This window comes from Stenotrophomonas sp. (assembly GCF_032103445.1).
Classification (GTDB): domain Bacteria; phylum Pseudomonadota; class Gammaproteobacteria; order Xanthomonadales; family Xanthomonadaceae; genus Stenotrophomonas.
Genome location: NZ_DAMDFR010000017.1, coordinates 40,677 through 66,900 on the forward strand (window position 1 = coordinate 40,677; position 26,224 = coordinate 66,900).

The following is a 26,224-nucleotide window of genomic DNA, read 5'->3' on the forward strand; positions in this document are numbered from 1 at the left end:
TTTGTCTCCACACGTGACGCGAGAGGGAATCAAGGATGTGCAAGAGGACACTGGCTACGGCCATCGGTACCGTGGTGATGGCAGCTTCGGTAGCTACCGCACAGGCTCAGGACGCGGGGCAGCCTGCGGACGAAAGCTCCGATGTCAAACAATTTGATGCAGTGACCGTCACCGGCTCGCGCATTCCACGGGTGGATTACCTGTCTGCATCTCCGGTCGGTACGCTGACCGCCGAGGACATCCGCGCCACCGGCGCGGTGACGCTGGGCGACGGGATCAACGCACTGCCGCAGATGTCGACGACTTACTCGCTGGGCAACTCGACCCGGTTCATCGGCACCGCCGGCCTCAACCTTCTCGACCTGCGCGGCCTGGGGGTGGATCGGACCCTGGTGCTCGTCAATGGACGCCGGCACGTCGCCAGCGCCGCAGGCTCGTCGGCCGTTGACATCAATACCATTCCTGCCGCGCTGGTGGAGCGGGTAGAGATCCTCACCGGTGGTTCGTCCGCCATCTATGGCGCGGACGCTGTCAGCGGTGTGGTGAACTTCATCCTCAAGAAGTCCTTTGACGGGACTGTCATGAATGCCCAGATCGGCCATGCCGGAGAAGGCAACTTCAACGAGCGTTCGGTCAACATCGTCAGTGGTGGAACGTTTGCCGGTGAACGGGGCCAGTTCGTGGTCTCGGCCGCTTTCAACAACCAGGATCCGCTGTACCTGCGGGATCGCGCCTTCAGTCGCGACTCGCAGCGCTACCTCACCGACCCGGACGATTCAACCCAGACCCGTACCCTGCTGACCCGCAATGCCAGCGTCTACAGCTACACCGCGGGTGGCGTGGTTGACCTCGATGGTCGCAGCGCGACCACCCATGACCGTTACGTCTTCGATACCGATGGCAGCCTGCGCCCGCAGCGTTTCGATGGTCAGATCGACACCACGCGAACCGGCTGTTCCGACTGCGACAGCCTGGACCCGAATCAGTACGGCCAGATGCAGCCCAGCAACAGCACCAGTTCGGTCAATGCGAACGTCGGTTTCGACCTCAACGACAACCACCGGATCTTCGTTGAAAGCAAGTGGGCGCTGAACAAGGTCAAAGCGTTCTCTACGTCCGGGCCATCGTTCGGTACGTACGTAATTCAACGTGACAATGCGTACATCAGCGACGAGCTGGGGCAGTTCATGGACGACAACGGCCTTACGCGCCTGCGCATCAACCGAAACAACACGGATGCCGGGTTCCGCGGCGAGGACACCACGCGTAAGACCGGCCGCATCGTCGCGGGCATCCAGGGCGTGTTCGGATCGGACTGGTCCTATGAGGCCAGCGCCAACTACGGGCGAACCGTGGAGACCCGGGCGAATCTGAACAATCAGATTCCCGATCGCTTCAACGCTTCGATTGATGCGGTATTTGACGACAATGGCAACATTGTCTGTCGTGCCACGCGTGATGGTATTGCGGGTCCGCAGAATCCGCTCACTGGTCAGGACCTGCTTGCTGGCTGCATCCCCACCAGCATCTTCGGCGAAGGCGCGGTGTCTCCGGCAGCGGCAGCCTGGTTCAACGCGCGTACCCCCAGCCGAACCGAACTGACCCAGCAGGTTCTCTCGGCCAACCTCTCCAAGGGCGAACTGTTCGCTCTGCCCGCCGGCGCGGTGGGCATTGCCTCAGGTGTCGAGTTCCGCAAGGAGACCAGCCAGCAGACCACCGATCCGCTGCAGCAGGCCGACCTGACCTTTCTCAATGCGATCCAGAACCAGCGTGGCCAGTACTCGGTCCGCGAGGCGTTCGCGGAACTAAGCCTGCCCCTGCTGGCCGATCTGCCCTTCGCGCAGAGCGTCAATCTCGACCTGGCAGGTCGTGTCTCCGACTACACCACGGTGGGTACCACGGTCAGCTGGAAGACAGGGCTGGATTGGGCGTTCAACGACTCCCTGCGCCTGCGCAGCACCTACTCCAATGCGGTGCGCGCGCCGAACATCTCCGAGCTCTTCGATCCGCAGTCGGTGAACTTCTTCGCCATCAGCGATCCGTGTTCTGCACCCAACATTGGTCGCGGCGCGGATCCGGCAGTGCGCCAGGCCAACTGCAGTGCACTTGGCGTGCCGGTGGGCTGGACGCCCAACGACACGTCCACGCGTCGCGGTCTGTCGGGCGGAAACCCGGCGTTGTCTGAAGAGACCAGCAGGACGTTCACCGTAGGGGCCGTATTCACGCCGACGGCGCTGCCGGGCTTTGGCATCACCGTGGACTACTGGGACATCCAGATCGAGGACGCCATCAGTGCCGTCAGCGGCCAACAGCTGGCAGACCGCTGCGTGGACGCGGCGGGTGGCATCGACAATGAGTTCTGCGGTGCCATCAGCCGCGACATCGCCGGTACCACCGACGACCCGTACGCAATCACGGGATTGCAGGTGGTGCCGCTCAACATCTCCAGGCTGCGGGCGCGCGGCATCGACTTCGGCATCGACTACGCCGTCGAGAACGTGTTCGGTGGGCGGCTGACAGCTAAGCTGGAAGGGACCTACCTCAGGCAGTTCCTCAGCTACCCGTTCCAGAGCTTCCCGGACGAGGTCGAGGATGAGCGCAACGTGCTGGGCACGCCGAAGTGGAAAGGTACTCTGACCCTTGGCTATGCCCGTGGTGCCTGGGATGTCAGCCTGCGCACCCGCTATGTGGACAGCCAGATCCTGGTGAGCAACGAGCAGTACGCGACCAACCCGGACCTGCAGGATCCCATCAAGGTTTCGTGGATGACGCTGACGGATGCCAGGGTCGGGTACAAGGCGACCGAAAGGCTGAATCTGTATCTGGGCGTGCGGAACCTGTTTGATCGCGATCCGCCGTTCAACCTCTATGGCACGGGAGTCGGTAGCGCGCAGTACGACAACGTCGGGCGGCTCTTCTATACCGGTGTGAAATACCGGTTCTGAGGAGCTGGAGGGGGGAGGCGCAGCCACGCAGGGCGTGGCTCTACGCTTCGATCAGGGATTTCATGGACACGCATGGCGTGTCCCTACGTGGCTCAGCCCTGCTGTTCGCAGGCAACGTTCTGTGCACGCCCCTGCCTCTCCACCAGCACCGCCACGCTCCACAGCAGCAGGCCACCCACAGCGGTGGCTGCGCCGACGTATCCGGTGACTGCCGGGCTGAAACCGGCACCGATGGCCATGCCGCCGAGCCACGGGCCCAGTGCATTGGCGGTGTTGAACGCGGCGTGGTTCGATGCCGCGGCCAGCGTCTGTGCCTCACCGGCCACGTCCATCAGGCGGGTCTGCAGCACGGCGGCCAGGGCCCCCATCGTGCCGACGGCGACAATCACCGGCACCACGCTCCACACGGCGTTGGCCGCCAGCGGGAACAGCATCAGCACCACCACCGACCACAACAGCACGATGGGCGCGGCGCGGAACTGGAACTTGTCCACCAGCCAGCCGCCGGCGACATTGCCGATGATCGCGCCGACGCCGAAGATGCCCACCGCCACCGGCATCCACGATTCGCGCACGCCGGTCACCTGCACCAGGGTCGGGGCCAGGTAGGTAAACACACAGAACATGCCGGCAAAGCCGACCGAGCCAATGGCCAGCGCCATCCATACCTGGGTCCGGTTGAACGCGCGCAGTTCGCGCATCGGCGAGGTACGGACCTCGTCCGGGTCGGGCAGCAGATAGCGCGCAATCATCGCCACCGTGGCAATGGCCAGCACGCTCACCAGGGCGAACGCGGTGCGCCAGCTCAGCTGCTGGCCCAGCCACGTGGTCAGCGGGTTGCCGATCAGAATCGCAATGGACAGGCCCAGCAGCACTTTGGACACGGCCTTGCCGCGCTGCCCCGGAGGGCTGATCGCCGCAGCCACCAGCATCGCCACGCCGAAGTAGGCACCGTGCGGCAGGCCGGCGACAAAGCGGGCCAGCAGCATGGTGGTGTAGTTAGGGGCCAGCGCACTGGCCAGGTTGCCCACCGCATAGAAGCCCATCAGGCCCAGCAGCAGGGTGCGGCGCGCATAGCCGGCACCGGCGAACGCCAGCACCGGGGCACCGACCACGACGCCGATGGCGTAGGCGCTGATCAGGTGACCCACCTGGGTCTCGCCGATGCCCAGGCCGCGGCTGATCTCCAGCATCAGGCCCATGGCGGCGAACTCGCTGGTGCCGATGGCAAAGCCGCCCAGCGACAGGGCCAACAGGATCAGGGTGCGCTCGCGCGGGGTCAGGCGCTCGGCCAGGGTAGGGGCGGTGGAGCTCATGCGGCGGGATGTAATCGTTTTTACGGATCGCCATTGTACTTGGTGCGGTGCAGCAAATCCGTACCAGCATGGCCCGATTTCGTGGAAATCAGTGGTGCGTATAGCGAGTTGCGGGGTTCATGTCTCCTGGCTGAACGATAAGGGGTCAAGGTCACGCATTGTTCCATTGGTGGCATTTAACGACATTTTTATGACATCGATAATGCGCGCCCTTGGTGTGTGGCGCGGGTGCTCTCGATGAAAAATGATCTTCAGTTGCTGGTGTCCTACCTGGGCCGTGCGTTCCTGTTTGGCGTGATGGTGATGTTGCCGCCGCTGCTGGCGTGGCTGGACATCCATTGGCTGGGCAACGCGGTGGGCGAGTGGTCGCTGGTGGAGCTGACCCAGGAAGGCTTCCTCGCGGCCAGCGTGCTGGCCTTCGTGCGCTTGGCGATCGCGCGGCGTGATGACCGTCGCTTCGCCCTGCTGGCAGCCGCGTTCTTTGCCTGCATGTTCCTGCGCGAGATGGATGAAGCACTGGATCTGATCGCACATGGTCTGTGGAAGTACCCGGTGGCGCTGTTGATCGTGGGATCGTTGGTCTGGGCAAGTCGTGACCTGCGCACAACGCTGTCGGGGCTGGTCCGCTTCCTCGGCTCGCGCCCGGGAATGGTGATGGTCATTGGCCTGGTGCTGCTGCTGTTCTACTCGCGCCTGATCGGCATGACCTCGCTGTGGACCGGTCTGCTTGGCGACCAGTACATCCGGGTGTTCAAGAACACCATTGAAGAGACCACCGAACTGCTGGGCTACACCTTCATCCTGGCCGCGAGCCTTTCCTATGTGGCGCAGCGGGTGAGGGAACCGGTGGTCATCCGGCGCAACGCCGGCGATGCTGCGCCGAACGTGTCAGTCACGTCACGCATCAACCAATCCATGTAACGCATCGATGTAACGTGCGGCGGGCACCGTATGGTGCCTGCCGCGCCTTGCCGTCCGTCTGTTACCTACTGCCGGGTAAGGAATTTCTGATTGGCATACGCGGCAGTGTGGATTAGCATGCGCCCACTGGAGTCGACCGGGGAGCTTGCACGATGGTCCAGTACCCTCATGCATTGCGGGCCGATGGCAGGTATCAGCTGGTAGCGTTGACACATTCACCGGTCTACAACCCGGCGGACGTGATCGGCTATGCCGTGCTGACGACTGGCGGTGAGAGAGTCAGTGAGGTTCTCTCGCTCGAACAGGCGCACGCCCGCTGGCGGGAACTGCTGGAACAGGACGAACCCGTCCTGGCGGAAGACGAAAGGAAAGAAACGCGTTCGAAGCCGCGCCGGCGTCGACGCTAGCCGCAGCGCCCCTCGGGGCGCGTCATGGAGGATAGGGTTTGTCCACGCAGAAGTCTGTTGCCACTGCCGTACTTGTTCTGGTGACCGCGATTGTCGGCTATGCGCTGGCCGGCTACCTGACGCTGACGTTCCTGGGCGTGGAGACCACTTATTTCAAGTGGAATACCTACCTGCAGTACCTGCAGGCCATGGACCAGCCCGCGGTGGCTCCGTACCTGACCAAGATCAAGCTGGCCGGCGTGCTGGGCTTCGGCCTGCCGCTGCTGGTGCTGCTGGTCGTGCTGTTCTTCATGTTCAAGCCGAAGAAGAAGTCGATCCACGGTGACGCACGCTTCGCCACCGCCGCCGATCTGGCCAAGCACGGCATGTTCAAGAAGAGCGACAGCGGCATTGTCGTTGGCAGCTTCGGTGGCAAGCTGGTGCGCCTGGGCGGCCAGCAGTTCGTGATCCTGGCCGCACCCACCCGTTCGGGCAAGGGCGTGGGCGTGGTCATTCCGAATCTGCTCGAGTACGGCGAATCCATCGTCGTGCTGGACATCAAGCAGGAAAACTTCGACCTCACCAGCGGCTGGCGTGCCAGCCAGGGTCATGAGGTGTTCCTGTTCAATCCCTTCGCCGAAGACAAGCGCACCCATCGCTGGAATCCGCTCAGCTACGTCTCCGACGACCAGAATTTCCGCGTCTCCGAACTGATGAGCATCGCCGCCATGCTGTATCCGGACGGCTCGGACGACCAGAAGTTCTGGATCAGCCAGGCGCGCAATGCGTTCATGGCTTTCGGTCTGTACCTGTTCGAGAACTGGGACGACGAGCGCGCCATGGGCTTCCCGGCGGGCAGCGGCACGCCCACCCTCGGTGCCATCTTCCGCCTGTCCACCGGTGACGGCACCGACCTGAAGAAATACCTGCAGTCGCTGTCCACGCAGCCGTTCCTGTCCGGCAATGCCAAGGCCGCATTCGCCAACATGCTGTCGCAGGCGGACGAGACCTTCGCGTCCATCATGGGCACCTTCAAGGAACCGCTGAACGCCTGGATCAACCCGGTGCTGGACAAGGCGACCAGTGCCAACGACTTCCTGCTCACCGACCTGCGCAAGAAGAAGATGACCGTCTACATCGGCATCCAGCCCAACAAGCTGGCCGAGAGCCGCCTCATCATCAACCTGTTCTTCAGCCAGATCATCAACCTCAACACCAAGGAGCTGCCCAAGGGCAATCCGGAGTTGAAGTACCAGGTGCTGCTGCTGATGGACGAATTCACCTCCATCGGCAAGGTCGACATCATCGCCTCGGCCGTGTCGTACATGGCCGGCTACAACGTGCGCCTGCTGCCCATCATCCAGAGCATGGCCCAGCTGGATGCCACCTACGGCCGGGACGTGTCGCGCACCATCATCACCAACCACGCGCTGCAGATCCTGTACGCCCCGCGCGAACAGCAGGACGCCAACGACTATTCGGAAATGCTCGGTTACACCACCGTGCGCAAGAAGAACGTCACCCATGCGCGTGAGAAGACCCACAACTTCACCGAAGAGCGCCGCGCGCTGATGCTGCCGCAGGAACTCAAGGCCATGGGCATGGACCACGAGGTGTTCCTGTACGAAGGCATTCCGCACCCGGTCAAGTGCGACAAGATCAAGTATTACAAGGACAAGTACTTCACCTCCCGCCTGTTACCCAAAACGGATGTGAAGATGCTTGAGCTGTGACGGTGTGCGTGCGGCAATGTGACGCACATCGCAAAATGGGGCGGCAAATGTAAAAAATTTGTCGCGGTTGACATCGATCTGACGCTGAACTGTGGCATCGTATTTGTGATGGACGTTCCAGTCGTCAGGTTTTTGTAGTTGAGTACAGTGCCGGAAGTGGGCACTGAAGTAGTCAAGAGGAACATGGATGGCTTTTCTCGGAGCAGGTGTGCAGCGCAGGGGCCGAACCCGGTGTTCGGGGCGTGTGCACATCAGACGGGGCGGGGGCCCGGTCTTACCGTTGAAAGGTGTTTCACGGTTGTACCGATACGCACCACACGCACGTCGCGCCTGAAGCAGGGCTCGACGCGCCAACGCGTTTTCTGAATCTCCGAGTTAAAGCCGCTATTCCGTACGCCATAGGGAAGTCCGTATGAAGCAAGCGTTTCTGTCTAAGGGTTGCGTTGTTGCCGTGGTCACTGCCGCCGTCATGCTGGCCGGCTGTGCAACCAAGCCGGCACCGGATTTCGGTGGCCGCTGGAAGCCGGTGAATCGTTTCGCCAACACCACCCAGGAAATTCCGCTGTATTCCAGCTACGTCTATCAGGCTTCGCCGATGGACGGCACGCTCAAGGCCATGCTCGAACGTTGGGCCAAGGACTCGGGCATGACCCTGGACTACCGCCTCAGCTCCGATTACACGCTGTACGGCGCGGTTTCCACCATCACCACCACCAATCCGCAGCAGGCGATGATCGACGTCAGCGCCGCGTATGCCGGGCAGGGCGTGTCGGTTTCCATCGTGGGCAACCAGATCGTGGTGCAGTCGGTTTCCGCTTCGACCGTGTCGGCACCCGCTGCCGCTGCGTCCAACGGAAGCTGATCGCCTCCGGGTGCCCACGAACGCGTTGCTCCCGGCGCTGCATGCCGGGGTGCCGTGCCCATTGATCTTCCAGCAGTACGGATGAATTCCATGTTCCGAAAAAAGGACGCAGGCAACAGCCCCAAAGTGGACCAGGCCATCGCCAAGGCGGTGAGCTACGAGGTCACCGTGGCCGATCTTGCACGTCGCAGCGAACGCCGCGCGTGGTGGGTGGCGGGTGCTTCGCTGGTGATGTCGCTGGCGCTGGCCGGTGGCTACTACTACATGCTGCCGCTGAAGGAGAAGGTGCCGTTCATTGTCATGGCCGATGCCTACACCGGCACCGCCACCGTAGCGCGCCTGAACGGCACGTTTGAAGGGCAGAGCGTTACCGCCAGTGATGCCATCAACCGCAGCAACGTGGCGCAGTACGTGATGGCGCGCGAGTCGTACGACTTCGCGGTGATGGGCCTGCGCGACTGGCAGCTGGTGCATGTGATGTCGACCAAGCCGGTCAGCGATGCGGTCCGCGCGCGTTATGCGGGCAACAACCCGCAGAGCCCGATCACGCTGTACGGCAAGGAACGCGCCATCCGCGTCAAGATTCTCAGCATCACGCCGCTGGAAGCGCAGCAGAACGGTGGCTTCCGTGGTGCGTCGGTGCGCATCCAGCGCAGCATCTATGACAAGGTCAAGGCCACCACCAACTACCTGGACAACCAGCTGGTGACCCTGCGCTTCCGCTACAACAACAACCTGGCGTTGAACGAGCAGGAACGCATTCTCAACCCGCTGGGCCTGGAAGTGTTCGAGTATCGCGTGGATAACGACTATTCCCGCGGCGTGCCGGGGCCGGACGATGCAGCGTTGCAGCAGCAGTCCGAGCAGGCGGCGTTCGAAGCCAACCAGGCCGCGCAGGCCGCAGCGGCTGCCGCCGCCGCGAACCCGGCCATCGACCCGGTCACCGGCCAGCCGATCGCCGTCCCGCCGCAGGGTTACCCGCAGGGGCAGGGCGTACCAGGCCAGCCGGTGCAGGGCCAGCCGTACCCGGGCCAGCCGGCACCGCAGGGCGGCTATCCGGCGCAGCAGGGCGTGCCGGGTCAACAGATGCAGGGGCAGCCGGCCATGAGGCCAGCACAAGGTAATTCCACCGGAACTGCTGATGGAGCAAGCAACCGATGAGTCGTCGAAAGGTAAAGGGAGGCGCATTGGCCTTCGTGTCAATGCTGTCGTTGATGTTCTCCGCAGGCGTTTCGGCGCAGGCGGTCGATCACTACGAGTATGAGCAGGACCGCATCTATCCGGTTCGCACCGGCCTGGGTCTCACCACCCAGATCGAACTGAGCCCGAACGAGAAGATCCTCGATTACAGCACCGGCTTCAGCAGTGGCTGGGAGCTGACCCGCCGCGAGAACGTCTTCTATCTGAAGCCGAAGAACGTGGACGTGGACACCAACATGATGGTGCGCACGGAAACCCACTCGTACATCTTCGAACTGAAGGTCGTGGCCACCGACTGGCGTCAGCTGGAACAGGCCCGTCGCGCAGGCGTGCAGTACAAGATCGCCTTCACCTATCCGAGCGATACCGAATTCGGCATCGCCCAGACCGCCGTCGAGGAAGAGGCCAAGCCGCTGCTCAGCACCGAGCTGGCCAAGGACCGTCAGTACAACTTCGACTACTCCTACTCGACTCGCCGCCCGAAGAAGATGGGCTGGCTGATTCCGGTCAACGTCTACGACGACAGCCGTTTCACCTACGTGAAGCTGCCGAACTCGCCTGAGTACAAGACCGGCATTTTCCCGGCGGTGTTCGGCCGTGACGCGGAGTATGGTGAGGAGTACGTGGTCAACACCACCGTGGAAGGCAACACCCTGATTGTCCACGGCACTTACCCGTACCTGGTTGTCCGCCATGGCGACAACGTTGTGGGCCTGCGAAGGAACGTGAAGAAATGACCCAGCACAACACTCCGGGCAACGACCCGAACGACAACCGCGACGACGGGCAGGGCCAGTACGGCCACGACAACGTCGATCCGTCCAACCCGTACTTCGGCAACACGCAGGCGCAGGCGGCTCCCAACCTGGACGCCGCGGCACCGCAGCTGCGTTCGGCCGAAGAGCAGCGCCTGAACCGCAAGGCACTGGCGTTCCTGGGCGGCATCCTCGTGCTGCTGGTGGCCATGGGCTTCCTGCTGTTCCGCAAGGGCACCACTGACGACGACGTCAAGAAGCGGGCCGAAACCACGCGTGCTTCGGCACCGGAAATGCCGCGCCTGGGGCCGGAGGGTTCGGCCATGGTGCCGCCGGTGCCGACCGAACAGGCCGAGCCGATCCCGATGCTGCCGCCGCTGCCGCCGCAGCAACAGCAGCAGGACCGGGCGGCGCGCTATGCCGCTCTGGAAGCAGCCGCTGCACAGCAGGGTGAACGTGACATCGATCGTGGTCCGTCGCTGATGGACCGCCGCATGGGCGGCGGTGCGGGCGTGGGTGCCGGTGATGGCTCGGCCGGTTCCAGCCAGAACGACGACTACAGCAAGATGATGATGGCCGCCATCCAGGCCAGCAACGGTGGGCCGCCGGCTCCGCCGGCCAAGACCCAGCGCGGTCCGGACGTGGAAGATGTGTCCAGCGCGACCTACATCCGCTCGCCGGATGCGCTGCTGGTGCGCGGCACCTACCTGCGCTGCATCCTGGAAACCCGCATCATCACCGACTACGCCGGCTACACCTCGTGCCTGCTGACCGAACCGGTGTACTCCATCAACGGCCGCACCCTGCTGCTGCCGAAGGGCTCCAAGATCTATGGTGCCTACGGTGGCGGCCCGGTCGGCGATCGCGTGGAAGTGATCTGGGACCGCATCACCACTCCGAACGGCATTGACGTGGCCATGTCCAGCCCGGGTATCGACGGTCTGGGTGGCGCAGGCATTCCGGGGCAGTACACCGCTCACTGGGGTCGGCGCGTGGCTTCGGCGCTGATGATCAGCCTGCTGGCTGATGCCTTCAAGTACGCCGCTGCCGAGCATGGCCCGGAAACCACCACCGTGACCAACAGTGGCATGGCCGTGCAGTCGCCGTATGAAAGCGCCACCGCGCGTCAGATGGAACGTCTGGCCGGCGAAGCGCTGAGCAACCGTCCGCGCCCGACCGTGACCATCAACCAGGGCACGCGGATCAACGTGTATGTCGCCAAGGATGTCGACTTCAGCCAGGTTATTGGACGCCGTTGACGGATTGACCTGACCATGGACGCAGAAGTGGCCCCCATTGCCCAAGTCTCCAGTGATTTCCTGCGCTATCAGTACGAAGTGCTGGGAATTGCCGAGTACATGAGCTCGCCGGATGTGACGGAAATCTGTATCAACCGTCCCGGCGAGCTGTACCTGGAAACCCGGGCGGGGTGGCAGCGCGTGGAAGTGCCGACGCTCACCTTCGAGCGGGCGCGGCAGTTCTGCACGGCGGTGGTGAACGAAAGCAACACCGGTCAGCGTATTACCGACGCTGACCCGGTGGTGTCGCTGACGTTCCCCACCGGCCAGCGTGCGCAGTTCGTGATCCCGCCGGCGTGTGACGCCGGCAAGGTCTCGATCACCATCCGTCTGCCGTCCAAGCACACCAAAACGCTGACCCAGTACCACGAGGATGGTTTCTTCAACCAGATCCTGGAACAGGACGGCAGCCTGAGCGAACAGGACCGCGAACTGCTGGAGCTGCGCGCCAGCAAGCAGTACGCCGAGTTCTTCCGGCACGCAGTGAAGTACCGCAAGAACATCGTCGTTTCCGGTGCCACCGGCAGCGGCAAGACCACCTTCATGAAGGCTCTGGTCAACCACATTCCGGACAACGAGCGGCTGGTCACCATCGAGGACGCCCGCGAGCTGTTCCTCACCCAGCCCAACGTGGTCCATCTGCTGTATTCCAAGGGTGGCCAGAGCACCAGCAACGTCACCGCCAAGAGCTGCATGGAAGCCTGCCTGCGCATGAAGCCCGAACGCATCATCCTCGCCGAGCTGCGCGGCGATGAGGCCTTCTACTTCATCCGTAACTGTGCGTCCGGTCACCCCGGTTCGATCACCAGCTGCCACGCCGGCAGCCCGGAACAGACCTGGGACCAGCTGGCGCTGATGGTGAAGGCGTCCACCGAAGGCTCCGGCCTGGAGTTCGACGTGATCAAGCGCCTGCTGATGATGACCATCGATATCGTCGTGCACATCAAGGCGCACGCCGGTTCGCGTTACATCACCGGCATTGATTTCAACCCCGGCCGTGCACAGGGACAGGAGGGCTGATGCTTCCCGGAATTGAAGCCGCCGTCTGCCAGGACATGGCCGTGCCCATGGACGTGATGCAGCACGTGATCAATGTGGAGTCTTCGCGCAACCCCTTCGCCATCGGTGTGGTGGGCGGTGCCCTGGCGCGCCAACCCAAGCAGCTGGATGAAGCGCTGGCCACCGTGCGCATGCTGGAAGAGAAGGGCTACAACTTCTCGGTCGGGCTGGCCCAGGTGAACCGCTACAACCTGGCCAAGTATGGTCTGGACTCCTACGAGAAAGCCTTCCGCCAGTGCGACAACCTGGTCGCCGGCTCGCGCATTCTGGCCGAGTGCTACAAGCGCTCCGGCGGGGATTGGGGCAAGTCGTTCAGCTGCTACTACTCGGGCAACTTCACCACCGGCTTCCGCCACGGTTACGTGCAGAAGATCTACGACTCGATCTCGCGCAGCCAGCGCGTTGCCGCCGCGAGTGGGGTCAATCCGATTGACGTGGTGCCGCGCGGCACCTCGCGTCGCAGCGTGAAGGTCGAGCACCACCCGCAGTTCGATTCGCCGGCTCCCAGCCGCATCATCGCCCAGAACACCGCCGCCGCCGCTGCGTACGCGCAGGCGCTGCCCGATGACCCGGCGCGCGCCTTCGTGGTCTACCCGTCAACCAAGGCCGCCGTGCGTGGCAGCCTGCTCAACACCGCCGACCAGGCATTGTCGCGTGTGGTGCTTGGGGCTGTGGATGCGGCGATGCCGCAGCCCGCCGCCGCGCCGCAGCAGCTGCCCGTGCAGCAGGCCCCGATGCCGCAGCAGATGGCACCGGTGGCGGCCAGCCAGGAAGGTCCCGTCATGCTGCGGCCGTGGAGCGAGCGCAATGCGTCCGTTCCGGCCGTTTCCGCACCCGCGCAGTACACCCCGCCGGCATCGTTGCCGTCGGGTCCACCGGTTCCCGCAGGGGATGCAGCCTTCGTTTTCTGACGAAGGCGCGGCACGGTCAAGCCCCCGATTGACCACTTCAGTAATGCAAGCCCATCAACAAGGATATCCACCCATGAAGCGATTCAATCTCGACCTCGTCAACGCCCAGCGCACCCTGAAGACCGTGCTGATGGCCACCGCCTTCGTTGGCGCGCTGTTCGCCCCGTCGGCGTTCGCACAGGAATTCGGCGGCACCGACCAGAAGGTCTGCGGCTTCTTCGAAAGCATCAACGGCCTGCTCAGCATCGCCTCGATCGCCGTTGTCACCATCGCCGTCATCTTCGCCGGTTACCAGATCGCCTTCGCCCACAAGCGTATTGCCGACGTGGCTCCGATCCTGATCGGTGGCCTGCTGATCGGTGCCGCCGGCCAGATCGCCAGCATGCTGCTGGGCGGTGAAGGTGGCAGCAGCTCCTGCAGCCAGGGCACCGCGATGCTGAACAACGTTCTGACCTACTACGGTGCATAAGAACGTCGTTTTTCGCGGCTGCACGCGCCCAGCGATGTTTCTGGGCGTTCCCTACGTGCCGTTCTTTTTCGTCGTGGGTGGCCTGTTCCTGTTGAGCGTGTACACGAACTTCTGGTACCTGGGGTCCATTCCGGTTGCCGTGTTCATCATGCGCAACATGGCCAAACGTGACGAAATGATCTTCCGTTTGCTCGGTCTTCGCCTGCAGTTCAAGTTGAAGGCCCGCAACGTGAAAGACCACGACGGCATGTGGGTGTTCACCCCGAATCACTACCGCAAGACCCCGGCACCCAGGGATTGAGTGCCGGAATGGCCCTGGCAGCCACTGCCCGGGCCATTCCAACCCCGCAACGCCCACCATCGGAAACTGACGCAGTCATGTTCAGCCCAGACACCTCCATTGCCGAATTCATCCCGCTGTCGTCGCACGTGTCTGCCAACGTGGTCAAGACGACCGGTGGCGATTACCTGCTGACCTGGCATCTGGAAGGGCTGCCGTTCGTCGGTCGCGAAGAGTGGGAGCTGGAGCACAAGCACAATACGTTCAACCGTCTGCTGCAGACCCTGCGCGCGCCCGATTTCGTCAACGTGGCGTTCTGGGCGCACGACATCCGTCGTCGCCGCACCTTGAAGGGCAAGAGCGTCTACAAGCAGAAGTTCAACCAGGACGTGTCCGACGAATACATGGGCATGCTGGGTTCGCAGCGCATCATGCAGAACGAGCTGTACCTGACCATGATCTACCGCCCGGTAGTGGCGGGTAAGCGCTTCGTGGAAAAGTCGGCCGATACCAACAAGCTGCAGGCCGAGCAGACCCAGGCCATTGAAAAGCTGATGGAACTGGCCGGCAACGTGGAAGCGGTGATCCGCGACTACGCACCGTATCGCTTAGGGATGTACGAAGCCAAGAACGGCATCGTGTTCTCGGAAACGCTGGAGTTCTTCGGCTACCTGATCAACCGCATTGACGAGCCCGTTCCGGTGCTCGGCGCGCCGGTGCCGGACTACCTGCCTGTCAGCAAGCACATGTTCTCGGCGAAGACTGGCGACTTCGTCATTTCCACCCCGAACGGCACGAATCACTTCGGTGCCATCCTGAACATCAAGGAGTATGCCGAGGGTACCTACCCGGGCATTCTCAACGGTCTGAAGTACCTGGACTTCGAGTACGTGGTGACGCATTCCTTCAGCCCGATGGGCCGACAGGACGCGCTGAAGGTGCTCGACCGTACCAAGGGCATGATGATCTCCTCCGGCGACAAGGCCGTCAGCCAGATCATCGAGCTGGACCAGGCCATGGACCAGCTGTCGTCCGGTAACTTCGTGCTGGGCGAGTACCACTACACCCTGGCGGTGTTTGGTGACAGCCAGGCCAAGCTTTCCCAGAACGTGGCCGCCACCCGCGCCGAGCTGTCCAACGCCGGTTTCGTGTCGGTGAAGGAAGACGTGGCCGTCACGTCGTCGTTCTATTCGCAGCTGCCGGGCAACTGGCGCTACCGCACCCGTCTGGCCAACCTGAGCTCGCTGAACTTCCTGGGCCTGTCGCCGCTGCACAACTTCGCCACCGGCAAGCAGCACAACAACCCGTGGGGCGACTGCGTCACCACCCTGCAGACCACCAACGGCCAACCGTACTACTTCAACTTCCACGCCACGCACCCGTCGGAAAACTCCCTGGGTGAAAAGGCCATCGCCAACACCATGGTGATCGGTAAGTCCGGTACCGGTAAGACCGCTTTGATCAACTTCCTGCTTAGCCAGGTGCAGAAGTACGATCCGTCCCCGACCATCTTCTTCTTCGACAAGGACCGCGGTGCCGAAATTTTCGTGCGCGCCTGCGGCGGCAACTACTTGGCGCTGGAGAACGGTGCGTCCACCGGTTTCAACCCGTTCCAGTGCGAGAACAGCGAAGCCAATGTGCAGTTCCTGGCCGACCTGATCAAGGTCCTGGCCGGCAAGAAGGAATACAGCGCCCGCGAGGAAGAGGACATCTACCGCGGCGTGGAAAGCATGCTGGACACACCCATGCATCTGCGCAGCATGACCAACTTCCAGAAGAGCCTGCCCAACATGGGCGACGACGGCCTGTATGCACGCATGCGCCGCTGGACCGCCGGCAATTCGCTGGGCTGGGTGTTCGACAACCCGGTCGACACGGTGGATCTGAGCAAGGCCAACATCATCGGCTTTGACTACACCGACATCATCGACAACCCCGAAGTGCGCGTGCCGGTCATCAACTACCTGCTGCACCGCCTGGAATCGCTGATTGACGGCCGTCCGCTGATCTACGTGATGGACGAATTCTGGAAGATCCTGGACGGCGAGGGCGGCCTGAAGGAATTCGCCAAGAACAAGCAGAAGACCATCCGTAAGCAGAACGGCCTGGGTATCTTCGCCACGCAGAGCCCGGAAGATGCGCTGAAGAGCGACATTTCGGCCGCACTGATCGAGCAGACCGCCACGCTGATCCTGCTGCCCAACCCCAACGCCAGCAAGTCCGACTACATGGACGGCCTGAAGCTGACCGAGGCGGAGTTCCGGGTGGTGACCGCGCTGGACGAGCGCTCACGCTGCTTCCTGGTCAAGCAGGGCCACGCCTCCAGCGTGTGCCAGCTGAACCTGCGCGGCATGGACAACATTCTTTCGGTGATCTCCGCGTCCACCGATAACATCGAGATCATGCACCGCGTGCTGCAGACCGCCGCCGTGCGCAACCGGATTTCGGTCAACGAACTTACGCCGGAACAGTGGCTCGAGGAGTTCTACAAGAATCGCAAGGGATCGGGCAAGCCGGCAGCGGCCAGCTCGGATGCGGCCTAACACAGGGTGGGGATCATGAAAGACATGACATTGGAGTACACCATGAACGACACGAACAAGCGCACTACCAAAGCAAAAGCCGCCAAGCGCACGCGTCTGCGCGCCCTGGTGGTCGCCGCCGCCCTGATGATGGGCACGCAGAACGCCTACGCCGGCTGGCCGGTGATCGACATCACCTCGATCATGGGCGAGATCCGCTCGTGGATCGACGACACCACCGAGTACGCCAAAGAGGCCGTACGCTGGGACCAGATGAAGCAGCAGATTGATGAGCTTCGCGCCATCTTCGACGCGTTCAACTACATGGTGAACCTGCCCGACGGCCAGCCGATGGTGAAGGTGGACAAGCGCTACCTGGTCAAGGAAACCTGTGGCCAGAACACCGAAGCCTTCAGCCTGAAAACCCTGCTGTCGATTGCCGGCATCGGCGACGACGAGGACATCAAGTCGCAGCAGACCCAGATCTGCGTGAACATCCGTATGGTGCAGAACCAGAAGTACAACGACTCGGTCGACTTCCTCGAGAAGACCATCGCCGAGGCCCAGGATGCGATGTTCAAGAACTTCATGAGCCGCAAGACCAGCAACAAGCAGGGCGGCGTGCAGGCGGCGGACAGCGATACGCTGCGCCTGGGCAACGAGTTGAACATGATGGCGCAGCAGTGGGCCACGCGCATGCAGTCGTACGATGCCTACATCGCGACCATGGAGCTGAACCAGAATGTGCTCGCCAAGTCCGCGCTGAAGGGCAACCCGAAGAACAAGATGCTGGGTGACCTGGTGCAGACCGCCGCGCTGAAGGGTGCGTTGAGCGTTGACGTTGACTGAGCGGGTTGATGACGCCGCGTATCTACTGCCCGTGGCATGGGAAAGTGGGAAGACCAAAGGACTATGGAAATGAAGCTCGAATCGATCGCGAATTTTGATTTATCAGGAGGCCTGCAGGACCTGCTTGGATACGCCACGCGTGTCCAGTCGATCGGCGACTTCGTGTTCTTCCGGCTCATCCTGGATTACCTGCGCGAGCGCATCAACGACTTCGGTCTGGACATGATGAGCTACATGATGACCTGGGTCGGCGGCATCGCCCTGGTCCTCATGACTCTGTGGGTGCTCATCCAGGGCTATCGCATCGTGACCGGCCAGAGCCGCGATTCCATGATCGCGCTGGTGACCAACATGGCGCGCGCCGCGCTGATCGTCAGCGTGGCGACCAGCATGAGCCTGTTCGGTCGGAACATCATGGACTTCCTGACCGAGGACGTGAAGGGCGTCATCGCCACCGTTGTGACTGGAAGCAACGAAACGCCGGAAGAGCAGATCGACAAGTCACTGGCCTGGATGCAGGTAGCGCTGTCCAGTGTTGACGCCATTCAGGTCATCGGTGACCCCAGCCTCAGCAACCAGAAGTTCCAGACGCAGCTGTTCATTGGGATGGGCACCGGTGGTCCGGCCGTCGTTGCAGGCTCGATGCTGCTGCTCTACCAGGTAGCCATTGCGTTGTTCGTGGGCTTTGGGCCACTGTTCATCTTATGCCTGCTGTTTGACCAGACCAAGGCGTTGTTCCAGAAGTGGTTGTTCTACGGCATAGGCACCATGTTCTCGATGGCGGTACTGGCGGCCATGGTGTCCATCGCACTGGACATGGTGGTACGCGTCTCCATTGCGTTCTGGGCCCGCGCCGCGTTCGAGCAGTTCATCCTGAAGGGCGGTGCATCCGACGGCCTGACCAGCCAGGCCATGCAGCAGGGCGGCATGGGCTTGATGCTCACCACCCTGATTCTGACTGCTCCCCCAATGGCCGCACTGTTCTTCCAGGGCACGTTGGGTGCATTCTCGCCATACACGCAGATCGCAGGTTCGCCGGTTCCGGCGGCCCCGGGTCCGCAGGGTCAGCCGCCGGGTTCGTATACGCCGCCGCAGACGCATAACTCGAATCAGAACAATGCGGGTGGTGGCCATAACGCGAACGAAGGACGCGTGGTGATTCCGCAGGGGCAACCAGTCACGATGAACACCAGAACACCTGGCGCGTATGGACAGGCTCCCATCGCGTAGTGTCTTATGCGGGGTACCCGCAATGAGATCAGGGTTGTCGGAGAGATGAACATGAAATGGGTTGTCACACTTCTATTAGGTCTCGCTCCCTTCAGCGCATTTGCTGAAGGGCGCTGCCCGCCCGGACAGTTCCCCGTGGGTGGGCAAGGGATGTTGGGTTGCGCCCCCATTCCGGGTGCGAACGCCGGCTCGGCCGCGCCAGCGCCTGCGGCCGCACCGCGTCCAACGGGAAAGTGGGAAACGCGTTGGGGGGCGCTGGCAGAGGACGCGAGTGCCAATGAGCGCGGCGTACCACTCGCGACGGGGGTTTCAGAGTCCCGGAAGTCGAAGTCTGAGGCCAGCAAGGCTGCAATTGCTCAGTGTCAAAGCGGAGGCGGTCAGAAGTGCAAAGTGGTGACCACGTACTACAATCAGTGCATCGCGGTTGCAGACCCGAAGCCGCCAAGTCAGGGTGGGCCGGGAGGGAAGTCCATCATCTACACGGCTGAAACGGCTGAATTGGCAATATCTGAGGCCATGAAGCGTTGCTCACCGCCGGGCACGGTGCAGTGCTCAATTGCATATTCGGCATGCAGCATGTCGGAGTTCAAGAAGTTCTGATTTGACCCTGCAGACCTTGAGCGAACGCCGCCGCCATAGAGCAAGTGGACCAAATCAGATTGAATTGCGGGAACTACTCAATGGTAAGAGCGCTGGTTCTGCTGTTGCTGGCGGCGACATCTTGCTCTGTCTGGGCGGAGGGGCGTTGCCCGCCCGGGCAGTTTCCGGTAGGCGGCCAAGGGATGCTGGGTTGCGCTCCCATTCCTGGCGGAAGTGGTGGGAGCGGGGAAGCACTGCCGCCCGCACCCAGGCCCACCGGAAAGTGGGAGACCCGCTGGGGCGCAGTGGTCGAGGATATGAAGCCTAGCCCTGATCGCCCGCTTGCCACGGGTGTATCGGTGTCGCAGAAGTCGAAGCGAGCGGCAGTCGCCTTGGCTACTGAAAAGTGCAAGGCGCAGGGAGGCAACAAGTGCGAAGTCAGAATTGCTTACCACAACCAGTGCGTGGCCATCGCCGACCCTGATCCTGTGGATGGAAGAATCCCGGCTGGGCTCACTTCATCTGCTGTAGGAGCTGAAACGCTGGAGAAGGCTGGCTCGGTGGCGATCGCAAATTGTCGTTCAGGTAGTAAGGGTGCCAGCTGCACGGTGACGTACTCTGCCTGCAGCATGTCGGAGTTCAAGAGTTTTTAGGATAGGTGCAGCGATGCTGCGTGACGATCTCGAAGTTCTTCGCGTGTGATTTGAACCTGCTGCGTACGTGGCTGCCAGCTGCGACCACCAGCGTAGGAATTGTCCTATGGTGCTGATTCTCTACTGAAGGCATCATGCGCTTCAGGCCGCCCTTGATGGGCGCAGTATCAGGACGAAGGCAACATGATTACATCAGGGCGCACCTGGGTTGGGCTGGCAGTAGCTGCTCTGCTTCTTGTGCTGTTCGGCTGTGATCGAGCTGATACCGAGAGATCAGGCGATCCGGATACCCGCCCCGGCTCAGAGTGGTGGGGGCTTGTGAAGGAGAATGCATCGCCAAGGCAAGGCGTCGACTTCACATGGAAGCTGCATGATGCGCCGGGTCCATTGCAAGAGATAACGGCATCAGCCCAGTACGACGTTATCAATGAGGAAGAGTGCGGGTATAAGCATCCCATGACAGGGACCGCGATGCGTATGACAACGTCCCGTGTCGTGGACCTTTCGGAAGAGTCGACCCAAGCGTACTCAGGCACCACGTTCTTGGACCTGCTCCAAGATGGAGACTATTACGGCCGAGGAATCTGCCGGTGGGAGTTCACCACATTGAGCATCGTTTCGAGAGCGACAGGCGCACAGGGCGAAACCAAATTCGTTGCTTTCATCGACCGGAATTCGCTGCTCTCAGGTGGTTCGCTCACCCACTATTACGCCGATAGTGACTATCCCCGTGTAGGCACGTATCCCGACTACCCTTCCCAAGGGCAGACTGACCTCGGAAGATTCAGGCCTGAAGTTCGCAAACACACCTTTAGCTCCGACTTTACTTCCAAGGAGAGAGGGAAATGAAGCTGGATTCATCCGAGCTTGCTGCGATCGCAGACGACGCCTATCTGAACAAGAAACCGGGTCTACGTGAGCCAGGGGCGCAGGAAAAAGTCTTTCTCTTTGGAAAGGAGTATGTGATATGGGAACACTTTGATAGTGCAAAGACTGGCTATCAAGGTACCGTCTACCAACGGAGCGACACAGGACAGGTCGTGGTGGCCCATCGCGGGACGGAGGCAATGGCGCGAGATATCGCCACCGATGCCGCAATGGTGGTCGCGCGGTTGAATCAACAGGCACCTGAAGCAATCGGGGTTACCGCCCGGGCCATCGAGTTTGCGAAAGCGCAGAACCAGTCACTTGGAACGCCAGCTGATGTCATCGTCACCGGTCACTCACTGGGAGGTGCACTGGCCCAGGTCACCGCCCACCACTTTGACCTGAAAGGCGAAACCTTCAACGCCTACGGCGCTGCCAGCCTGTCCCGCCGCATCCCGGAAGGTGGCAGCTCGGTCATCAATCACGTCATGGCCAACGATCCGGTCAGTGCCGCTTCGCCCCACTATGGTGAGGTGCGGGTGTACGCCAAGCAGAATGAGATCGATACGCTCCGAACGAACGGATATGGTGAGGGGCTCACGCTGGGAGGGATCTTCATTGCACCGGGTGCACGTGTAGCTGCAACCGCCGGTATGTCGCTGGAATCACACAAGCTCGGCAACTTCCTCGGTCCAGATTCGGTCCTCGAATATGCGAGCCACCGCGAGCTGGCTGATTCGAACCGCGAGCTGATCCAGGATTACCGGGATGATGTGAAGCGCGCCCGTCAGATCGTTCCGTTGGGTATGGTGAGTGGCGTGGGTCTCGCCAAGCACCTGATCGACGAGTTTCGCGACCCGCTTCCCGCCGGCGAGCCCGCGCGCCGCGAAGAGAAGGCACGCGAGCAGCCCGCAGCACTGCCGCCATCCGTTCCGCTAAAGCCCTTGAACGGGCCGGGCCACGTTGGCTATCCGCTGTTCATTGGAGCGCTGCAGGGCGTGCATGAGCAGGACCAGCGGGCAGGGCGTAGTCCTGATGTGCGCAGCGAACAGCTGGCCGGTGCTTTGGCGTGCCGGATGCATGAGCTTGGCGGCAAGCGCATAGACCACGTGGTGCTGAGCAACGATGCGTCCACAGCGTTCGCGATCCAGGGCGCATTGTCCGATCCGGCGCACCTGCGTGCCGCTGTGCCCACCGTTGCAGCCATGAATACGCCGCTTGAACAGAGCGGGCGGCAGATCGAGAATCAGGCGACGGCTCAGCTGGCGCAGCAGGATCAGGTGCAGGATCAGATCCGCAGCATGGGTCGAGGCGTGAGTTGAGCGGGTGCGGGCACCGTAACGAGATCAAGGTTGTCGGGGGAATGAGCGTGAAACGGATTTTTGTACTTCTGCTGGCTTTCGCCTCTTTTGGGGCATACGCCGAAGGCCGATGCCCGCCCGGACACTACCCCATCGGTGGCCAAGGCTTGCTTGGTTGCGCGCCGATCCCCGGCGCATGGCAGCCGAGTGCAGGCGCAGGTGACTACATCTCTGCTCAGAAAGCCGCCGCCGAAGCACAGCTGGCAGCCAATGTACGTGCAGCACAGATCGCAAAGATCCGAAACGACTCGACCCGCGACTGGTGGGGCGTCGTTGTGGTCAGTACTGAAGATGGTTCCTGGAACGTGGGTCTCAATGGGGAATCTGCCCGGGACGCCACCATGGATGCAATGAAGAACTGCCGCGGAACCTGTACCCCGGTCGTGCAGTTCGCCAACGCCTGCATGGCACCGGCCTACAACGAGCAGGGCGGCATGCAGTGGGCAAAGGGTGACAGCCAGGAAAACGCCAATGCGGCAGCGGTGGCGGCGTGCACGGCGGCGGGCGGAACCGGCTGTCAGAGCCCGCCCAAACAAGCCTTCTGCACCGGTTGGAAATACGCCTACAGCGGCAGTGATCGCTTCTTCGCCCGGTTGGGGCGCGAAGCGCGGGGCGAGGTTGCGTCGCCCAAATTGATCGAGATTCCCGGCGCGAAAGAATACATGGCCAAGCCGCTGGAGCGTCGGGGCAGCTCGACGGCCATGGCGCTGGTCAAGGTTGAGAACGAGGACGGGTCAATGCGTGAGTGGTCGGGCGAGGACCTGGACGACCGCGCCAAGGGCATGACCCGTATTGCGACCCAGTGGACCGCCATTGCTACCAGTGCCGGCAGCGATGCGTTCGCCGTGCACACGGCACCCAGCGAACAGGATGCCAAGCAGAGCGCGTTGACCAAGTGCGGGGTCAAGGACTGCTCGGTACTGACAGCGGCTCCACATGGTGAATGCCTTGTCGCCATTCGGGTGCCACAGGCAGGTGGACGCGTGGCCAGCTTTGGTGCGCGTAGGCCCACCAAGGCGGCCGCGGAAGAGGCCGCGCTCACCGACTGTATTGGTTCCGGTGCGCGGGCCTGTCCGATCGTGCTCAGCGAGTGCCTGAAGTAAGCCCAGGCCTTCAAGGGGATCTGCAATGCGGGCAGTGAATGCCCGCATTGGGGCCGGGGGGACTGCTTAGAAGCAGTAGTCGGCCTGAGCCTCGCACTGCGTGCCGCCACCGGCCTTGCATTGTTCAAGCGACTTGTTTGCAAGCTCGCCGTCCTGGGTCTTGCCGGCTTCGGCCACATTGATGAAGAGGCCGCGTGCATTTCCCGTGGCCCCCTTATCCGATGCCATTCCCATGCAGTGATTGCGAATCGGGAAGGTAATCAGCTCCACGCACCCTTTGTACTTGTCATTACAGTCCTTCATGGCGCGCATCTTGGCTTCGACCTCGCTGGTTCCCATCTGCTGGCTGACATGCTGATTGGCGTCGCTGACCGCCATGCTCATGTAGATTTCCATTCCAACGGGCATCTTCGCGCTCATGGTGCCCGGCGGCGGCAGGTTGGCCGGGTTCTGGGCGAAGGCAGTACCGGTGGCCAGAATGGCCAAGAGCGTCCAGCGCGCCCGGTGCGGGCGAGGTGCGGTGTGCTTCATGCGTTGTCCCCGTTGAATGACCAACCCCGATGCGAGCGGGGTGCTGTGCATACGATAGCGGGGAATGGGCTGTCGGCGTATAGGGGTTTCCCTACAACGGCAGACTGGTAGTGATTACCTGCCTTTCGCAGGGTGGGTCGGAAGCGTCGTTGTTGTCGTTCTCCCGGGAGGGATGTGCGCTGGAATATTGCGTTCTCGATGCGTTGGCGAAACATCTCGGATCCCTTGCGGCGTCTGCATTGCTGAGCAGGGCGCGGCGCGCGTAGGTCATTTCTGATCCTCGTACGGGCGATAGTGACCTTCACTTGCCACGTGTGCTGCTGCATTGTCCGCGCCACCACACTACAGGGGCACGACATGCGCCAGCGACCCACGAGAATTTCCGGTACTCAGACCATCGGCACCCGGATCAGAGGCCATGCGCGTTTGCGGCCGCGATTTCGCTCCTGGCTGATCGCAGTGGGTGTGTTGATCGCTGCACAGCCTGTGCACGCACAACAGCTCGTCTCGGATCCGCCTGCGCTGGTGCAGAAGATTCTCCAGTACCTCCTCGATGCGAAGGAGTACGGAGAGGAAGCCAAGCGGTGGGGCCAGACCGAAGAGCAGATGAAGCAAATGCAGTCCATCTTCAGTGCACTCGAGTTCGAGATGGCGCTCCCTGAAGGGATGCGCTTGGAGGCCGTGGCGGACGACTACCTTGTCGATAAAGTGTGCGGGAAGGGCAGTGGTGCGTCACTCCTGCAGAAGGGCTTTGCAGCGTTGAACGTTGACAGGGCTGCTGACGTGAAGAAGGAGCAGCGAAGCATCTGCGTAAGCATCCAGATGGCGCAGAATCGCAAGTACAACGATTCGCTTGAGTTCCTGGAGAAGACCATCCAGCAAGCCAAGGAGGCGGAGCGTCAGAACCTCGATTCGCGGAATTCAGACAACAACACGTCAGGAAGTGTGCAGGCGACACAGAGTGATTCGGCGCGGTTGGGTAACCAGCTGCAGGTGCTGGCTCAGGAGTGGTCGACAAGAATGCAGGCCTATGACGCCTATATTTCGGCCATGCAGACGCGCCAGAACGTCATTGCCAGAGCTGCGTTCAAAGGCGACTCCCACCTCCGCGTAGTAACCGATGTGGTGAAAACCATCGCTCTCAAAGAGGCACTGGACCAGTGGGCACAGGAATGATCATGCGGCTTGCGGGGGGCGGTCCCACCATCGGCGATTTCGCCTTCTTCAGTTTGATTCTCGAGGCGCTTGAGAAGAAGGTGTCCAACTTCGGCGGTGAAGTGCTGGGCAGGTTCATGGAATGGGTCGGTTTCATGGGCGTAGTGCTCCTGACCCTCTGGGTGGTGATGCAGGGGTATCGCATCATGACCGGCCGCAGCCGCGATTCGGTCATGCTGACAGTGAGCGACGTGGCATGGAAGACATTGATCGTCAGCATGGCGTCCACCATGTCGTTGTTCGGGAAAAGCCTGGTCGTGCTTCTGACCACGAATGTGCAGGGGGTTATTTCCACGCTCGTCACCGGCCAGCACGACCTGCCGGCGAAACAAGTTGATGCTGTTCTGTGGCAGATGCAGGTAGCCCTTGCCAGCATGGACGCCATATCCGTGATCAACGATCCAGCATTGGAAAGCGAGAAGGTACAGGCCAAGTTTCTGATCGGCCTTGGAACAGGCGGACCGGCCATCACGGCCGGTGCCATGTTGTTGCTTTACCAGATTGCGATGTCACTCTTCATCGGGTTGGGGCCGTTGTTCGTTCTTTGCCTGCTGTTCGATCAGACCAAAGCGCTGTTCCAGAAGTGGCTGCTGTACGGAATAGGCACCATGTTCTCGATGGCCGTGCTTTCTGTCATGGTCGGGTATGCCTTGGGCATTGTGATTGCGGTATCGAAGGCGTTCTGGGTCGATACCCTGGTGACCGGGCTTCTGCTGGGCGGTGACGGGGGAACCAGTTACAGCAGCCAAGCCATGCAACAGGGCGGATTGGGCCTGATTCTGACCGTCCTCATTGTCAGTGCTCCGCCGATGGCGGCCATGTTCTTCCAGGGCACCTTGGGCAGCTTCATCGCACACTCCCAGGTTGGCGGGGCACAGCCCGGTGCGCAGACTGCCTCGCCTGCGTCTGCGCCCGGTTCGGTGAGCGCGTCACCGCTTGTGAGTGAGCAGGCGACTCCAGCGCAACTTGTGCTACCCGGGGCCGGCCAGCGGGCTGCTTTGCCAGGTCAGGCGCATGAGCCGGGGCGGTTGGGCCTTGCGAACCAGCGGGACGCATGAGCCATCGTGCGTCCCACTGCTGCAGTGCAGCGCCGAAGGGTGCGGTTCGTCCCGATTGTTATGCCTGTCTGCGATTAACAGGATCTTACGGTCCAAGATGTGATCTTCTTCAAAGTTTCTT

The 26,224-nt window shown here is 61.9% G+C and carries 22 protein-coding genes; 20 read left to right on the forward strand and 2 right to left on the reverse strand.

Annotation, left to right across the window (positions count from 1 at the left end; genetic code table 11):
* Positions 1-35 precede the first annotated feature (35 nt).
* On the forward strand, positions 36-2,945 hold the full coding sequence (locus RT551_RS08645; RefSeq protein WP_313457540.1) for a TonB-dependent receptor: 2,910 nt from the start codon (positions 36-38) through the stop codon (positions 2,943-2,945).
* 92 nt (positions 2,946-3,037) lie between these two features.
* Here the strand turns inward: RT551_RS08645 and RT551_RS08650 are convergent, their stop codons facing one another.
* Positions 3,038-4,261 (reverse strand): MFS transporter, encoded by a 1,224-nt coding sequence (locus RT551_RS08650; RefSeq protein ID WP_313457543.1) that lies wholly within the window; start codon positions 4,259-4,261, stop codon positions 3,038-3,040.
* Positions 4,262-4,498: 237 nt separating this feature from the next.
* Between RT551_RS08650 and RT551_RS08655 the strand changes: the two genes are divergently transcribed.
* The 17 genes from RT551_RS08655 to RT551_RS08735 all read left to right on the forward strand — a co-directional run bounded on the left by RT551_RS08655 (position 4,499) and on the right by RT551_RS08735 (position 23,299).
* Entirely contained in the window at positions 4,499-5,182 is a 684-nt protein-coding gene (locus RT551_RS08655) for a hypothetical protein (RefSeq protein WP_313457546.1), read from the forward strand.
* Between the two features lie 152 nt (positions 5,183-5,334).
* Positions 5,335-5,589, forward strand: coding sequence for a hypothetical protein (locus RT551_RS08660; protein ID WP_313457549.1), 255 nt, complete (start codon positions 5,335-5,337; stop codon positions 5,587-5,589).
* A gap of 38 nt (positions 5,590-5,627) precedes the next feature.
* Positions 5,628-7,301 carry a type IV secretory system conjugative DNA transfer family protein gene (locus RT551_RS08665; protein ID WP_313457552.1) on the forward strand — a complete coding sequence of 558 codons (1,674 nt, stop codon included), beginning with the start codon at positions 5,628-5,630 and terminating at the stop codon, positions 7,299-7,301.
* 412 nt (positions 7,302-7,713) lie between these two features.
* A complete protein-coding gene (locus tag RT551_RS08670) occupies positions 7,714-8,163 on the forward strand; it encodes a hypothetical protein (RefSeq protein ID WP_311191710.1) in 450 nt (149 codons plus the stop codon).
* A gap of 90 nt (positions 8,164-8,253) precedes the next feature.
* The gene (locus tag RT551_RS08675; RefSeq protein ID WP_313457557.1) at positions 8,254-9,324 is read left to right on the forward strand and encodes a VirB8/TrbF family protein; all 1,071 of its coding nucleotides are present in this window, start codon (positions 8,254-8,256) and stop codon (positions 9,322-9,324) included.
* Positions 9,321-10,100 carry a TrbG/VirB9 family P-type conjugative transfer protein gene (locus tag RT551_RS08680; protein WP_125362319.1) on the forward strand — a complete coding sequence of 260 codons (780 nt, stop codon included), beginning with the start codon at positions 9,321-9,323 and terminating at the stop codon, positions 10,098-10,100. The genes RT551_RS08675 and RT551_RS08680 overlap by 4 nt, the downstream gene beginning before the upstream one ends.
* Positions 10,097-11,377: a TrbI/VirB10 family protein gene (locus RT551_RS08685; protein ID WP_313457560.1), complete on the forward strand. Its 1,281-nt coding sequence runs from the start codon at positions 10,097-10,099 to the stop codon at positions 11,375-11,377. Before RT551_RS08680 ends, RT551_RS08685 begins: the two co-directional genes overlap by 4 nt.
* Before the next feature lie 15 nt (positions 11,378-11,392).
* Positions 11,393-12,436, forward strand: coding sequence for a P-type DNA transfer ATPase VirB11 (virB11, locus tag RT551_RS08690; RefSeq protein WP_311191707.1), 1,044 nt, complete (start codon positions 11,393-11,395; stop codon positions 12,434-12,436).
* Positions 12,436-13,386 (forward strand): lytic transglycosylase domain-containing protein, encoded by a 951-nt coding sequence (locus RT551_RS08695; RefSeq protein WP_313457564.1) that lies wholly within the window; start codon positions 12,436-12,438, stop codon positions 13,384-13,386. Before virB11 ends, RT551_RS08695 begins: the two co-directional genes overlap by 1 nt.
* A gap of 73 nt (positions 13,387-13,459) precedes the next feature.
* On the forward strand, positions 13,460-13,855 hold the full coding sequence (locus RT551_RS08700; protein WP_311191705.1) for a TrbC/VirB2 family protein: 396 nt from the start codon (positions 13,460-13,462) through the stop codon (positions 13,853-13,855).
* Positions 13,848-14,156: a VirB3 family type IV secretion system protein gene (locus RT551_RS08705; protein ID WP_311191704.1), complete on the forward strand. Its 309-nt coding sequence runs from the start codon at positions 13,848-13,850 to the stop codon at positions 14,154-14,156. The genes RT551_RS08700 and RT551_RS08705 overlap by 8 nt, the downstream gene beginning before the upstream one ends.
* 77 nt (positions 14,157-14,233) lie before the next feature.
* Positions 14,234-16,678 carry a VirB4 family type IV secretion/conjugal transfer ATPase gene (locus RT551_RS08710; protein WP_313457567.1) on the forward strand — a complete coding sequence of 815 codons (2,445 nt, stop codon included), beginning with the start codon at positions 14,234-14,236 and terminating at the stop codon, positions 16,676-16,678.
* Positions 16,679-16,720: 42 nt separating this feature from the next.
* Positions 16,721-17,506, forward strand: a complete 786-nt coding sequence (locus RT551_RS08715) for a hypothetical protein (RefSeq protein WP_313457569.1) — start codon at positions 16,721-16,723, stop codon at positions 17,504-17,506.
* A 69-nt stretch (positions 17,507-17,575) separates the two neighbouring features.
* Positions 17,576-18,736, forward strand: coding sequence for a type IV secretion system protein (locus RT551_RS08720; RefSeq protein WP_313457571.1), 1,161 nt, complete (start codon positions 17,576-17,578; stop codon positions 18,734-18,736).
* Between the two features lie 1,415 nt (positions 18,737-20,151).
* The gene (locus RT551_RS08725) at positions 20,152-20,817 is read left to right on the forward strand and encodes a hypothetical protein (protein ID WP_313457572.1); all 666 of its coding nucleotides are present in this window, start codon (positions 20,152-20,154) and stop codon (positions 20,815-20,817) included.
* A complete protein-coding gene (locus RT551_RS08730) occupies positions 20,814-22,157 on the forward strand; it encodes an XVIPCD domain-containing protein (protein ID WP_313457575.1) in 1,344 nt (447 codons plus the stop codon). The genes RT551_RS08725 and RT551_RS08730 overlap by 4 nt, the downstream gene beginning before the upstream one ends.
* A gap of 41 nt (positions 22,158-22,198) precedes the next feature.
* Positions 22,199-23,299, forward strand: a complete 1,101-nt coding sequence (locus RT551_RS08735) for a DUF4189 domain-containing protein (RefSeq protein WP_313457577.1) — start codon at positions 22,199-22,201, stop codon at positions 23,297-23,299.
* Positions 23,300-23,365: 66 nt separating this feature from the next.
* Here the strand turns inward: RT551_RS08735 and RT551_RS08740 are convergent, their stop codons facing one another.
* Complete coding sequence (locus tag RT551_RS08740; protein WP_313457579.1) at positions 23,366-23,830, reverse strand: DUF4189 domain-containing protein; 465 nt, start codon at positions 23,828-23,830, stop codon at positions 23,366-23,368.
* Positions 23,831-24,187: 357 nt separating this feature from the next.
* On the opposite strand from RT551_RS08740, the gene RT551_RS08745 reads away from it, so the two are divergent.
* Positions 24,188-25,006: a hypothetical protein gene (locus tag RT551_RS08745; RefSeq protein WP_313457581.1), complete on the forward strand. Its 819-nt coding sequence runs from the start codon at positions 24,188-24,190 to the stop codon at positions 25,004-25,006.
* A gap of 2 nt (positions 25,007-25,008) precedes the next feature.
* Positions 25,009-26,103, forward strand: a complete 1,095-nt coding sequence (locus RT551_RS08750) for a type IV secretion system protein (protein WP_313457584.1) — start codon at positions 25,009-25,011, stop codon at positions 26,101-26,103.
* The last annotated feature ends 121 nt before the right edge of the window (positions 26,104-26,224 follow it).

What these genes read in the sequence shown, in the direction of transcription:
- RT551_RS08645 (WP_313457540.1), top strand. Translation starts at nt 36, where the DNA reads ATGTGCAAGAGGACACTGGCTACGGCCATCGGTACCGTGGTGATGGCA.
- RT551_RS08650 (WP_313457543.1), bottom strand. Translation starts at nt 4,261, where the DNA reads ATGAGCTCCACCGCCCCTACCCTGGCCGAGCGCCTGACCCCGCGCGAG.
- RT551_RS08655 (WP_313457546.1), top strand. Translation starts at nt 4,499, where the DNA reads ATGAAAAATGATCTTCAGTTGCTGGTGTCCTACCTGGGCCGTGCGTTC.
- RT551_RS08660 (WP_313457549.1), top strand. Translation starts at nt 5,335, where the DNA reads ATGGTCCAGTACCCTCATGCATTGCGGGCCGATGGCAGGTATCAGCTG.
- RT551_RS08670 (WP_311191710.1), top strand. Translation starts at nt 7,714, where the DNA reads ATGAAGCAAGCGTTTCTGTCTAAGGGTTGCGTTGTTGCCGTGGTCACT.
- RT551_RS08675 (WP_313457557.1), top strand. Translation starts at nt 8,254, where the DNA reads ATGTTCCGAAAAAAGGACGCAGGCAACAGCCCCAAAGTGGACCAGGCC.
- RT551_RS08680 (WP_125362319.1), top strand. Translation starts at nt 9,321, where the DNA reads ATGAGTCGTCGAAAGGTAAAGGGAGGCGCATTGGCCTTCGTGTCAATG.
- RT551_RS08685 (WP_313457560.1), top strand. Translation starts at nt 10,097, where the DNA reads ATGACCCAGCACAACACTCCGGGCAACGACCCGAACGACAACCGCGAC.
- virB11 (WP_311191707.1), top strand. Translation starts at nt 11,393, where the DNA reads ATGGACGCAGAAGTGGCCCCCATTGCCCAAGTCTCCAGTGATTTCCTG.
- RT551_RS08695 (WP_313457564.1), top strand. Translation starts at nt 12,436, where the DNA reads ATGCTTCCCGGAATTGAAGCCGCCGTCTGCCAGGACATGGCCGTGCCC.
- RT551_RS08700 (WP_311191705.1), top strand. Translation starts at nt 13,460, where the DNA reads ATGAAGCGATTCAATCTCGACCTCGTCAACGCCCAGCGCACCCTGAAG.
- RT551_RS08710 (WP_313457567.1), top strand. Translation starts at nt 14,234, where the DNA reads ATGTTCAGCCCAGACACCTCCATTGCCGAATTCATCCCGCTGTCGTCG.
- RT551_RS08715 (WP_313457569.1), top strand. Translation starts at nt 16,721, where the DNA reads ATGAACGACACGAACAAGCGCACTACCAAAGCAAAAGCCGCCAAGCGC.
- RT551_RS08720 (WP_313457571.1), top strand. Translation starts at nt 17,576, where the DNA reads ATGAAGCTCGAATCGATCGCGAATTTTGATTTATCAGGAGGCCTGCAG.
- RT551_RS08725 (WP_313457572.1), top strand. Translation starts at nt 20,152, where the DNA reads ATGATTACATCAGGGCGCACCTGGGTTGGGCTGGCAGTAGCTGCTCTG.
- RT551_RS08730 (WP_313457575.1), top strand. Translation starts at nt 20,814, where the DNA reads ATGAAGCTGGATTCATCCGAGCTTGCTGCGATCGCAGACGACGCCTAT.
- RT551_RS08735 (WP_313457577.1), top strand. Translation starts at nt 22,199, where the DNA reads ATGAGCGTGAAACGGATTTTTGTACTTCTGCTGGCTTTCGCCTCTTTT.
- RT551_RS08740 (WP_313457579.1), bottom strand. Translation starts at nt 23,830, where the DNA reads ATGAAGCACACCGCACCTCGCCCGCACCGGGCGCGCTGGACGCTCTTG.
- RT551_RS08745 (WP_313457581.1), top strand. Translation starts at nt 24,188, where the DNA reads ATGCGCCAGCGACCCACGAGAATTTCCGGTACTCAGACCATCGGCACC.
- RT551_RS08750 (WP_313457584.1), top strand. Translation starts at nt 25,009, where the DNA reads ATGCGGCTTGCGGGGGGCGGTCCCACCATCGGCGATTTCGCCTTCTTC.